Source organism: Ralstonia psammae, from assembly GCF_958405935.1.
In the GTDB taxonomy this organism is placed as follows: Bacteria; Pseudomonadota; Gammaproteobacteria; order Burkholderiales; family Burkholderiaceae; genus Ralstonia; species Ralstonia psammae.
Genome location: NZ_CATZBU010000020.1, coordinates 15,754 through 27,687, shown reverse-complemented (window position 1 = coordinate 27,687; position 11,934 = coordinate 15,754). Strand labels below are relative to the sequence as shown.

Sequence of the window (11,934 nt, the reverse complement as noted above, 5' to 3'; positions counted from 1 at the left end):
AAATTCGGTCGTGAGTAGCCAGGTTGCGGGCGAGCAGCCTGGCCATGGCGAATACATGTGACCCCGACACTCAGTGTGTGCCCCCGTTTCCGCCGGGATTGGCGGGGTTAGCAGGTTTGCCGGAATTGGAGTCGTCGCCGTCGATCGCCAAGAATTTGCCTGGGTAGTACTTGGCCATCCACATCTGGGCCAGTTGCGAGCGCGTGATGGGCTTGAGGTAGTAATTGACCGGCACGCCGATGTTGCCGGCCAGCGCCTTCTGGACGTAGTCGTCCAGCGCGTCCATCACGGAGTTGGTGTCGATGATCTTGTTCTGCTGATTGTCGATGTTTGCGAGACCGCTCAGCGCGGCCTGGATTCTTGAGTTCTGCAAGGTGATCATCTGCGCCCCGGTACGTGCTGCCTGCGCGGATGCGTCAACGGAGTCCTGCGCCTGGGCTGTCGCATTCTGCAGTTTCATCAGCGCGGCCATGGATTTGGCGCCGTCGTCATCGCTAAAGCCCTTCACGCCCATCGCAACCTGGTTGGACTTGATCGACGGAATGGAGCCCATCGTTACCAGCGAACAGTGTGCGGTGATGTTCTGGGTGCTCAACAGATTTTTCGCGTCCTGAGAGAAGCTGCCATCGACGCCGAAGCCGCCCTGCACGTCGGCGAACCAGCCGGAAACCTTGAACTGTTCCTGGAGCTTGTCGGCAAAGGAGTACATCTCCTCGCTGCTCGTTGTGTCAGTGGTATTCAGGACATGCACCATGCCGATGAAGCACGAGCCGTAGGTGGCTCCCGACAGCAGCGTGATGGATTTTTCGTCGGGGGTATCGGCCTGGGCTGCGATCGTGGAAACGTTCTGGATCGAATCGGTCTTGATCATCGCGTCGGAGTGGACCTGATTCCAGACGCGGATGGCCTTGTCCACGTCGAGGATGAACGGGGCAAGCAGTACCGCGTCCTTATGCGTGCACGTGACGGAGATGACCAGCGTGCCGGCGATGCTGTGATTGGCCATCTGGCTGTTCACTTGCGAAGATGCCGAGGTGCTGGCCTGCGACGAGAAATCGTCGCCGAAATAACTGACTTGGTCACTCACGAACGCGCTGATCGTGGCCGCGTGCGTGTTGGAACTCTGAGCGTTCTGATCGACGGCGAAGTACTGCACGTTCATGCGCATCGAGTCTGCCGACAGCGGCATCTTCTTGATGGCGGTGCGATTGTAGTCAAGCGGACTCTCGATGGAGTCGTTGATGCCCCGGATCGTTGCCTTGAGCGGCTGAGTATCTTTGAGCGACTGAATCTTGGCCTTGGCGAATTCCGATGCCGCCGCGGAAATCTGTTTGCCTGTGTCGCTGCTGGCCGTGATCACGTCGGCCGGGTCGGTGCCCATGTTGATCATTTCCTGGATAGTCATATCCAATGATCGCTTCATTGCAATTAGCGAGTTGAGATTGTCTTCGGCCGCGTCAGCCGGAGCTTGGGCAGCGGCGATCTTTTCGAGGACATCAAGACGCTGAGGGCTGACGATATTGCCTAGAGCAAGCGCCGGATCATAGGGAATGGTTGACGGCATAAGCGGTCCTTATTGGAAGCGTTGAGCGATCATGTGTATTGCGAAACCTGCAGAAAATGACTAACGATGATTATTGGCGCGCACGCTATCGGATTGGATAGGCATCTCATTTCTGCATCGGCTTTAACTCAAGTCAAATAGCCTTGCCCAAGCTTCTGAGGTTGGCCCGAAGCGAAGAATTGAAGCCGGCAAGATTCAATGACCACATCTCCATCGAGCGGCAATGTGCGATTTGACCTCCATTGAAAATGGAATTTCGAGCGTCTCGCCTTTGCTCATTCCACGCTTTGCTCTCAAATGAACAGCGCTCGTTTTTTGGGCGGCTTCACGGGTAATCATGGGCGTTGCACCAAAGTTTCGTGGGGCCACCCACCACCAAGAACGGAAATCGCCGGGAAAAAATAATAGTCCTTACTGATTAATGTGTTGGGTTGGGATAAATCTGCAAATATTATCCAGTTCGGACCTTGAAACCGGGCCTCGAATAATCTATGTCGAAACCAGACAGTGCATATTGAATGGCAGCGCAACCCCATGATGGCGGGGCGCAGGACGGGGCACCATTACGTCAGGGAGTTGCTAGAGAACTTCTGGGCGTTGCTGCATAAGAGTCGCTAACAAAGCCGATCAACAAGTCGGCCGCAGATGACGGCGCAAGCCAGGGTAAGCAACGCGAGATGAGTCTGAAGAGAGCGCTCGAAACGAATGCGCATCTTGCCGAAGCCGGCAAGCCAAGCATGGGGGCTTTCTACAATCCAGCGATGCTTGCCGAGCCGGTCGTTCTTCTCGATGCCTCGGCGAGCGATCCGGGGAGTGATACTGCGCTCGCGCAGATGTCGGCGGCATCGCGCGAAGTCGTATCCCTTACCCGCGTGAAGCTTGTCGGGACGGCATCGCGGGCGGCCATCGAGTCCGGGCACGCTCGGGGTGGCGTCAACGAGTTCCTCGATCACCATCGAATCGTGACGATTGGCACCGTGACCATCAGCGCCAACGGCACGCCGCGCCGGTCTACGACGAGATGGCGCTTGCTGCCGAACTTGCCGCGATCCGTTGGGTTCGGCCCAGTCTGTTCGCCCCCCCGGGGGCTGGCCACCGTTGCACCGTCGAGGCTAGCCCTGCTCCAGTCGATCTGGTCGTGCTCCCGTAGGCGCTTGAGCAGAGCCAAATGCAGCCGCTCCCAAATGCCGTTGGCCTGCCAGTCGCGCAAGCGGCGCCAGCACGTCATACCGCTGCCAAAGCCCAGTTCTTTAGGCAGGTCTTCCCACGGGATACCGGTATGCAGAACAAACAGGATGCCGTTGAGCGCCGCCCGATCATCCACGCACGGGACCGCCTTTGGTCGAAGGATCCACAACCGGCAGCAGCGGTTGCAGAGCCTTCCACAGTTGGTTGCTGATCTTCTTTCGTGTCATGCCACCTACAACGCCCCAAGTGCATGACGCGATGACTTGGTTTTGTTAGCGACTCAAAGGCGATAAAGGAGGCGCTTCATGGCTAGGGGAGTATTCCAAGTGCACGGTCCACAAAAGAGCGCGCGTCCATCGACTTGGACAACCGCCAGCCAGCGACACGCAGTTCGGCAGTCTGCTCATCTAACAAGCGCTCCGACTTTCGAACGTCGATGCGCGACTGTTCGACGCTATCTATGGCGGCTCGACCCGCCTTGTAGAGTGATTCAGTAAGAGCCAGCAGCTTGCGCGATTCCTCAACGCTGTCTTTGGCCGCTCGAACAGCATCCTTCGCCTCAAGCAAGGCATTGAAAGCCGCATGCAGCCGATTTCTGGTGTCGACAATGACTTGCTGTAACACGGCCTCCTGCCGGAGTGCATCGGCCTTCGCGGTCTCTAACTCCGCATACTCGGTGGTGAATGGGCCCAGCGGCTGCTGAACCGATACGCCCACGCGATAGCTTTGGTATCCCAATGCGCCATTGGCTGATCCGAAGCCGGAGAGGCTCTGCCCCAAGAAATCCTTCTTAGCAAAAGCACTGACAACAGGAAGGAAAGCACCACGGGCCTGATCGACCTTGGCATATGCTGCGTCGACCTGCTGGCGTGCTGCAATCACTGCGGGATCAGCCATGACCACGGCATCCATCGTGACGGCATCAGCGATCTCCGTATCAGCGGAGGGAACATTGCCGCTCGCTACCAGGACTTTGCCCGGCGACACATCCGCGCCCATGGCCTTGACCAACGTATCCGACCTATCGCGCAGTGTGTGGCAGGCCTGGTAGAGCTGACGCTCTGCATCCAGCACATCATTGCGTGCCTTCCCAATGGTGATGGTCGTTCCGTGGCCATCACGATAACGTTCCGTCGCTGTGCCCTGAATGATTTTCAGGCTCTTCAGTACCCGCCCAGTTTCATCCACGGCAAGTTGTGCCTTATATAAGTCGCCATAGGCAACGATGACAGCCTGCAGGGTGTCAGCGAACGTGGCATCAAGGGTCGCTGCGCTAGCGCGCTCCAGCGCTTTGCTGCCACGATAGCCAGCGACATCTCGGCCGCCGTTGTATAGGTTCAGATTAACGCTGACAGCGCCGTAACTGGTGTAGCCCTGGCCGTTGCCACCGACGATGGAGTTGCCGACGACAATCGCAGGACTACCTCCGTTCGCTGGCTTGTAGCGGTCGTTCTCAACCGTTGCGGCAGCGGAAGGCAGAAAGGCAGACCAAGCGCGCAGGACACCCGCTTTGGCTTTTTCCTGATCCTGCAGCGTCATCAGGTACTGTGGCTGTCCTTGCGATGCAATCTGCAGCGATTTGCTCAGAGCAATCGGTTCTGCACTTAAGCCAGCGCACGGTACGGCACCATCTGATCCGACTCCCCCTACGGCATGACATGCGCCGCACCAAAGCGCTGTTAGAAAGACCAGTGCGAGACGTTCGAACATGAAAAACAACTTTGCCGCCACCGCGGGTAGCGGATCTATCACAAGAAAAAAGACGAGCCGCACCCATGCACGGCTCGTCCTGCTTACTCACTACGCAGCTGCTTGTTGGTCCGTCGTTCCAGCGGCCATATCGGTAGAAGTAGCGCTTGTGCTGCCACCGGCAACGCCAGGATCCCCCGTGCCCGGATCACCTGCGCCCGGATCATTGCTGGCAGCGTCGCCGGCAAAGTAGTCCTGCCAGTACTGGTCGAACTGGTCCGCCGAGATTCCTGAGCCGTTCATGTAGTAGTTCGTTGTTCCATCGCTGCTGGTATCCGTCATTAGCGAGATGCCGTTGAGGGTGTCGGTCTGCTGCGTCTCACTGCTTCCATCGGCGCGATCCAGCGTAGTGATTTCGTGATGGATACCGTCGGCGTCGTAAGAGCTCTCGTATGTTGAGTGCTCACCGGTCGACCCGTTGTAAGCGTCCTCCGTCGTGCTGCCCGAGGAAGGGTCATAGGTCTGATCCGAGTACGAGCCGTCGGAACCGCGCGACACGTCATGGATGTCGTGACCATCGGCGTCGTACTGGTGCGAATCATAGTTGCCGTTGTCGTCCCAGTGTGCCGTCGAGTGCGAGCCGTCAGCGTTTTGCGTCGTTTGATCCGAGACGCCGTTCACCTCGATCGTCGTGCTGGCACTGACAGTGTGGCCATACGAGTCCGTTTCTGTATCGTGCGTGATCTGTCCATTCCCGGCCATCTCAATTTCATGCGTTGAGCTCGAGCCGTCGCTGTTGTATGTGGTTTCCCAACTGCTACTGATGGTTCCGCTCGACGTGTTGTCGCTCGGTATCGAAGCGTTGTAACCGTCCTCGCTCGTCAAGCGACCGCTCGCATCGTAGTTGTCGGTGATGCGGTCGTTCCAGTCGTTGGTGATGCGCGTTTCCGAATGGGAGCCGTCGGGGTTGGTGGTTTCGATCACATGGTCGTCGCCGGTTCGCGTGTCAACGCTGACGGTACCGTTACCTTGGTAGATCGTCGTGACATCCGAGTCGCCGTTGCTCACTTCGACCCGCGTCACGTTCCCGTTTGCGTCTCGCTCGGTAGACGTATTGGTCCCGTCGGCCTGTTGTTGATTGTCGACGCGTGAGCCATCGTTATAGATGGTGGAATTGTCGTACTCGCCCGTGGTGGCGTTGTACGAGTTTTCCCAAGTGATACCCATCGCGGTCGTCTCAGTGGTGCTGTAAGAGCCGTCGGCCGACTTGACGGTCGTGGTGGTATCACCATAGCCGTATTGATTGGTGCTGACGACTTCTACCGACGACCCGTCCGGGTTGGTCGTGATGGTGGTGTCGTTGTAGATGTCACCATAGCTGCCGCCATAGCCACCACCATAGTCGCCACCGTAGCCACCGCCATAGCCACCACCGTAACTGTCACCGCCGCCAGTCGAGTAATTGTCCTCTCTCGTTGAGGTGGTGACGGAGCCGTCAGCATTGGTGGTAACGGTGGTCACGCTTGAGCTCGCGACTGACCCGTCCTGGTTGTAGGTGTCCGATCCGTAGCTGCCACCCGTCGATTGCCACGTGTCAGAAGCGCGCGAACCGTCGGAGTTATACGTGTCGGTGCCCGTCGTGCCATCGGGGGATTGCCACGAATCGGAGGTCAGATTGCCGTTCTGGTCGTAGTTGTTGGTACCCGAGTGGCCGTCGTTGCTTTGCCACGAGGAGGATTCCAGCGTGCCGTTCGAATCGTAGGTGTTGCTGCCTGAATTGCCGTTGCCGTCGTTCCAGGTTTCGCTGGTGATCTGGCCGTTCGGGCCGTACGTGTTGGAGCCCGAGCCGCCACCTTCTGTCTGCCAGCCATAGGAGGTCAGATTGCCGTTGGCGTCGTAGCTACTCGTCGTGGTGTTGCCCTCGCCGTCGTTGGTCTGGACATTTCGGCCGATTTCGACTCCTGTAATGGGGTCGTAGCTTGTGAGGGTGGTCGTGATTTCGAGATTTCCATTGCTGCCGCTCTGGCTAGATATGTTCTCGATCGAGTTCAAATTGCCATTGGAATCGTTGCGGCCGATTACAACCTGGCTTCCAGCACCCGTGATGTTGATCGTGTTATCTCCGCCGACCACTGAAACTGTGTCATTCGCACCAACATTCACAGTGTTCCCACTCCCGTCAATAGTGGTATTGCCGTTGTCGGCAACATTGACGGAATCGCCATTGGCAGCCACGGAGATTCCACTTCCCGTAATGTCGATACTTGCGCCCTTGGTAGTATCCGAAACTGTGATGCTTCCGTTTGAACACGTTGCGGTTGAGCCTCCCGTAACGGTGGCCGTGCCTTGCCCGCACGTCACGGTATTGCTCCCCGAAGAGTCAATGCTTACGCTGCTTCCATTTCCGAGGTTAACGGTATCCCCCGCCCCACTAATAGATACACTGGCACCGGCCGACACCGTAATTGCCGCATTGCTTGCATTGATCGTGTTATCGATCACGCTGACCGCTTGATTTCCGCTTTGCGAAGGGATGTCCCCTTGCTGCATCGTTCCACTGGTTACCGTAGCTGCACCATTCAGCACGGTCTCCTGCCAGCTCAACGTTCCATCTCCATTGCTAATAGTATGGTCCGTTGGATTTGCGTCGTCTATGGCGCCACCGTGGTGGTTGAAGCGTTGCGGTTCGCCAAGCTGCTGTGCAACCGCATCCTCCTGGCCGATCGCGTATTGCTCTGCGTTATCGTCGTACTGCGAATTCGGAGTGATTGCATTTGTATTGAAGTTGGGGTCCGTTGCATGCGCAGCCTCATGCAGGAGACTGAGTGCAGCGGACTGAACCCCCAATATAGTCCCGTTGGCATCCGATACAATTTGGCCGGAATTTGGATCCCAATTTATGCTATTAGGAGGGAAATTTGGGTTGTACCGCGGCGCGCCAACTGGGGGATTGTAAGTATCTTGATCCCTTGCATTTATATTAATCGTCGTTCCATTCTGAGCCATTTGCTGAAGAATCGCGGCGGCCACCGGGCTTTGTTGTAGATAGGCAAGCGCGGCATTGAGGTTGGCGATATCCCCTGCGGTTGCGCCAATAACACGAAAATCGTTTGCAGTGAGTGTCATTTGATATTTAAATGATATTAAACACGTCAATCAATTGAAATTACTTCCCGGCCCGAACAAAAAAACTGCACCCATCATCGATTCCAAGGTTCGCCACCAATTCGTATATTTTCTCAACAATGCCGGCATCAATTGAAATCGGCGCATCATCTACGAACCCTGGTAGTCGAACCTCACCTGGGAACGGTGCTCTGAGCAATAATTTGATTGGCGGCCTATCGGTGTATTTCATATAGACAGCCTCCCTAAGATCCAATTTCACAAGATCAGTAATACGACCTGAAATATGGGATTTCTCGACTGAATTAATCAATCGACCAATGATAATCTGATCACTGATTCGGTATTCGCACCCGAATTTCTTCAGTGTCTCCTCAGTCAAGCCTGCTCGATACTCCTGATGAGGAGGGGCCAAAACCACAAGAACATCGCTTGGAACTGCGGGCGGCAGAAAAGCCTTTTCTGCAGTGCTGCTGTACTTTGAATTTTCACGCGCCTGCATTTGCTTGCACGAACAGAGACACAATGCGCTCACTAACATCGCTGCGAGAATTCGGGGCAACTGTAGTAGGGTTCTTTTCTTCATGATGTTCTTTGTTTATCAATCAATTCTTGAGAGACATTTCGATGTGATTAGCGAAGACTGGCTGACTCACTAAGGTACTTTGTTACAGGAGACAAGATGAACTGAATAACCTTCCTGTGATCCGTCTCAATATCGGCCTGTACCGTCATCCCAGCCTGCAACGGTGCGGGGAGCCCATCCACAACAAAGCCACTTCGCTCAGCTCGGATTCGCGCCTTGTAGACATACCCATCCTTCACCGACTTCACGTTCTGAATGGCTTTCTCCGGTTGATTTCCCCCAGCGCCATTCTCATCACTGATGGAGGCACTGCTCTTCTCCTCCGCATCGGGGCTCACCCACACCAACGTTCCTTTCAGCGTCCCGTACTTCTGGAACGGGAAGGTATCGACTTTGAGCTCCACCGGCTGTCCCACTTTGACGTACCCGATGTCATCGTTGGAAAGCGTGGCTTCGACCACCAGCGGCATGCCATCCGGCACGATGGTCATCAGCGTCTGGGCAGGATTGACGACACCACCCACCGTCGTCACGTTGATCTTCTGCACCCAGCCATCCACCGGCGCCTTGAGCCACTTCAACTCGTGCAGTTCGCGGCTTTTCTCCATATCGCCGCGCAACCCTGGCTCGTTGGCCACCTTGTCGCTCAACTGCCCGTAGACCTCGGCCTGGTGATCGTGCTCGACTTCGGCCAGACGCTTTTGGGCTTCCTGCAGCGCAGCGCGCTGCTCGTCCACCGTTTTAGATTGGGCAGCCAGATCGTTGCGGTTGCTCGTCAGTTCTTGCTTGAGTTGGAGGTAGTCGACGCGTGAAATAGCGCCGCTTTCCACTAGTGGTCGGGCGCTGGATTCGCGCTCTTCGCTGATGGCGGTGTTCTCTCGGTATTTCGTCAGCGTGGCCTGAGCTGCAGCCAAACCGTGGGTTTTCTCTTCGACTTGTGACCGCGCTTGCTCTCGCTTTGCGGTATATGCGGCTTCCCTTGCGGCGCGAGTACTTTCCTGCAGCGCAACCCAGGCAGGATCAGCGTTGCGGTAGTCAGGTGCAGTGTGTGTAAGTTCTGCGGCCAACCGTGCCTGCTCAAGGCGGTTGTATGCGTACTTGTCGGTGTTTGCTTGAAGTGCGGCACCGCTGATAGCCGGATCAAGTTCGAGCAACAGGTCACCAGCCCGCACGTGCTGGCCCTCTTGCACGTGGATCGCCTTGATGGTCGACGCCTCCAGCGGCTGGATCTGCTTGATCCGCCCGTCGGGGATGAACTTGCCCGGGGCCGTCGCCACGACTGCGATTTGGCCGATGCACGACCACACAATCAAAATCACAACGAGCCCGACAATGCTCCACAACACCTTGCGGTGCGCCGGAGATGGCGGTGTCTCCTGGATTTCCAGCAGATGTGGCAGAAACTCCTGCTCCAGCGGCGTCAGCGGGGCATTGCGACGGGCGCGCCGACGTTCGGCCTTGGTCTGGCCGCTTGCATCCGTGCGGTCAAACTTCATCAACTTAAGCAGCGGCATATTCCGCCCCCGCTTGTTGAGAGAACAGATGCGCGTAGATGCCACCGCGCGCGAGCAGTTCCGCGTGCGAGCCGCGCTCAGCCAGTTCGCCCTTGTCCATCACCAGAATGGTGTCCGCATGGCGAATGGTGGACAGCCGGTGCGCAATGATGAAGACACTGCGGCCCTCACAGATCTTGCTCAGGTTGTCCTGGATGATCCGCTCCGACTCATAGTCCAGCGCGCTGGTCGCTTCGTCGAAAATCAGAATGCGGGGGTTGGCTAGGAGCGCACGAGCGATCGCAATGCGCTGGCGTTGCCCGCCGGAAAGCGCGGTGCCGCGTTCGCCGACTGGGGTGTCATACGCCTCGGGCAACTCGAGAATGAAGTCATGCGCCCCGGCGAGCTTGGCCACTTCTACAATGCGTTGCATCGAGGTGCCAGGCACGTGGATGGCAATGTTGTCGCGGACACTGCCGTTGAAGAGGAAGTTCTCCTGCAGCACGACGCCGATTTGTCGGCGTAGCCACATCGGATCGGCCTGCTGCAAGTCGACACCATCGATGAGCACGCGTCCCGATTCCGGCACATACAGTCGCTGCAACAGCCGCGTGAGCGTGCTCTTACCGGAACCACTGCGCCCTACGATGCCGACGGTCGTGCCTGGCTCGATCGTGAACGATAGATTGCGCAGAATTTCGGGGCCATCGACGTTGTAGCGAAAGCGCACGTTCTCCAGACGCACCGCCCCTTGAATAGCTGGAAGGCTCGCCTTGTTTGGATTGAGCGATGGCTCTGCACGCGTATTGAGGATGTCGCCGAGCCGCTCGACCGACAGCCCGACCTGCTGGAACGTTTGCCACGTCTGCACGACACGCAGCACCGGCGAAATCACGCGCCCCGACAGCATCTGAAACGCGATCAGCTGCCCGACCGTCAGGCTGTTCTCCATCACCAGATAGGCGCCAACCCACAACACCGCCAAGGTTGATAGCTTCTGAATGGATTGGCCAAGTGCGCCGGAGATGCCTGAGAGGTGTGAAGTGCGGAACGACGCGGTGACATACCGTGCAAGCAGCTCTTCCCAGCGCTTGTACAGAATCGGCTCCAGCGCCATGGCCTTGACGGTCTGCACACCCGTAACCGCCTCCACCAGATAGGACTGGCTTTCCGCACCGCGATCGAACTTCTCTTCGAGCCGCTCACGCATCAGCGGGCGCATTACCAACGACAGCGCAACGAATAGCGGGATGAACGCCAAGACCACCGCAGTCAGTAGCGGGCTGTACAGCAGCATTACAGCGATGAAGATCACCACGAACAGCAGATCCATCACGACGTTGATGGATGAGCCTGTCAGGAACTGGCGAATACCCTCCAGTTCACGTACGCGCGCCACGGTGTCGCCGACTCGCCGGACCTCGAAGTAGCGCAGTGGGATATGCAGCAAGTGCTTAAACAGCTTCGCACCAAGCCCCACATCGATCCGGTTGGAGGTATGCGCCATCAACTGCGCCTTGAGCACGCTCAGGATGGCTTCGAAGACGATCAGGATCAGCATGCCAGCTGCCAGCACGTGCAGCGTCGACAAGCTCTTGTGCATTAGCACCTTGTCAATGATGACCTGCGTGAACAGCGGTGTGACCAGACCAAACAGCTGGATGACGAAAGCGGCGACCAGGATCTCGCCCAGAATGCGCTTGTACTTCCAAATTGCGGGAACGAACCAAGCAATATCGAAAAGGCGATTGGGATTGTCGAGCCGGAGCTTGGTCTTGATGAGACAAAGCTGCCCCGTCCAGACCTCTTCGAATGCTTCGCGAGTAAACAGCGTGGCGCGCGGTTGCCGTGGATCTGCCACGACGATTCGGTCATCCGAGAGGATGCGCAGGATAACAACGCGCTCCCCGCCGTCCAACGTTGCAATGGCCGGTAAGGGCGTACGCGCGAGCCGTTCCCAGGATGACGATGCGAACTTTGCCTTCAGGCCAATCTCTCCTGCAGCCCGCAGTACTTCCACGTCTGAGAGAAGACGGCCGGCCTCGAACGCGAGCGCGCGCGCCAATTGATTTGCATCTGTTGGCCGCTGGTGATGCCCGGCCACAATGCAGACGCAAATAAGGCCCGTGCTGATGCGCGCAGTCCCGACTTTATCGGCTACGCTCCCGGTGGCGTTGGCGTGATTGCCCTCGGACATGCTGGAAACTCCCCGTGCTACGCGTATGGACGCGTTTGTTATTGGGCAGGGAGGGTAGCAGCAAGGCGTCCGGTAGAAAGCTCCTCCTAAG

General features: G+C 57.2%; 6 protein-coding genes and 1 pseudogene. All 7 read right to left on the bottom strand.

Annotated features, from left to right (window positions below):
- Positions 1 to 70: 70 nt before the first annotated feature.
- The 7 genes and pseudogenes from R2N16_RS23695 to R2N16_RS23665 all read right to left on the bottom strand — a co-directional run bounded on the left by R2N16_RS23695 (position 71) and on the right by R2N16_RS23665 (position 11,843).
- The gene (locus R2N16_RS23695) at positions 71 to 1,564 is read right to left on the bottom strand and encodes a hypothetical protein (protein ID WP_316669199.1); all 1,494 of its coding nucleotides are present in this window, start codon (positions 1,562 to 1,564) and stop codon (positions 71 to 73) included.
- Between the two features lie 614 nt (positions 1,565 to 2,178).
- Positions 2,179 to 2,979, bottom strand: a pseudogene (locus tag R2N16_RS23690) (IS5 family transposase).
- 82 nt (positions 2,980 to 3,061) lie between these two features.
- Positions 3,062 to 4,462, bottom strand: coding sequence for a TolC family protein (locus R2N16_RS23685; protein WP_316669197.1), 1,401 nt, complete (start codon positions 4,460 to 4,462; stop codon positions 3,062 to 3,064).
- Positions 4,463 to 4,552: 90 nt separating this feature from the next.
- On the bottom strand, positions 4,553 to 7,567 hold the full coding sequence (locus tag R2N16_RS23680) for a beta strand repeat-containing protein (RefSeq protein ID WP_316669195.1): 3,015 nt from the start codon (positions 7,565 to 7,567) through the stop codon (positions 4,553 to 4,555).
- Positions 7,568 to 7,607: 40 nt separating this feature from the next.
- On the bottom strand, positions 7,608 to 8,153 hold the full coding sequence (locus tag R2N16_RS23675) for a hypothetical protein (protein WP_316669193.1): 546 nt from the start codon (positions 8,151 to 8,153) through the stop codon (positions 7,608 to 7,610).
- Positions 8,154 to 8,200: 47 nt separating this feature from the next.
- The gene (locus tag R2N16_RS23670; RefSeq protein WP_316669191.1) at positions 8,201 to 9,667 is read right to left on the bottom strand and encodes an HlyD family type I secretion periplasmic adaptor subunit; all 1,467 of its coding nucleotides are present in this window, start codon (positions 9,665 to 9,667) and stop codon (positions 8,201 to 8,203) included.
- The gene (locus tag R2N16_RS23665) at positions 9,654 to 11,843 is read right to left on the bottom strand and encodes a peptidase domain-containing ABC transporter (protein WP_316669189.1); all 2,190 of its coding nucleotides are present in this window, start codon (positions 11,841 to 11,843) and stop codon (positions 9,654 to 9,656) included. Before R2N16_RS23665 ends, R2N16_RS23670 begins: the two co-directional genes overlap by 14 nt.
- Between the last annotated feature and the right edge of the window lie 91 nt (positions 11,844 to 11,934).

Coding starts and splice junctions, on each gene's coding strand:
- R2N16_RS23695 (WP_316669199.1), bottom strand. CDS start 1,564: ATGCCGTCAACCATTCCCTATGATCCGGCGCTTGCTCTAGGCAATATC.
- R2N16_RS23685 (WP_316669197.1), bottom strand. CDS start 4,462: ATGTTCGAACGTCTCGCACTGGTCTTTCTAACAGCGCTTTGGTGCGGC.
- R2N16_RS23680 (WP_316669195.1), bottom strand. CDS start 7,567: ATGACACTCACTGCAAACGATTTTCGTGTTATTGGCGCAACCGCAGGG.
- R2N16_RS23675 (WP_316669193.1), bottom strand. CDS start 8,153: ATGAAGAAAAGAACCCTACTACAGTTGCCCCGAATTCTCGCAGCGATG.
- R2N16_RS23670 (WP_316669191.1), bottom strand. CDS start 9,667: ATGCCGCTGCTTAAGTTGATGAAGTTTGACCGCACGGATGCAAGCGGC.
- R2N16_RS23665 (WP_316669189.1), bottom strand. CDS start 11,843: ATGTCCGAGGGCAATCACGCCAACGCCACCGGGAGCGTAGCCGATAAA.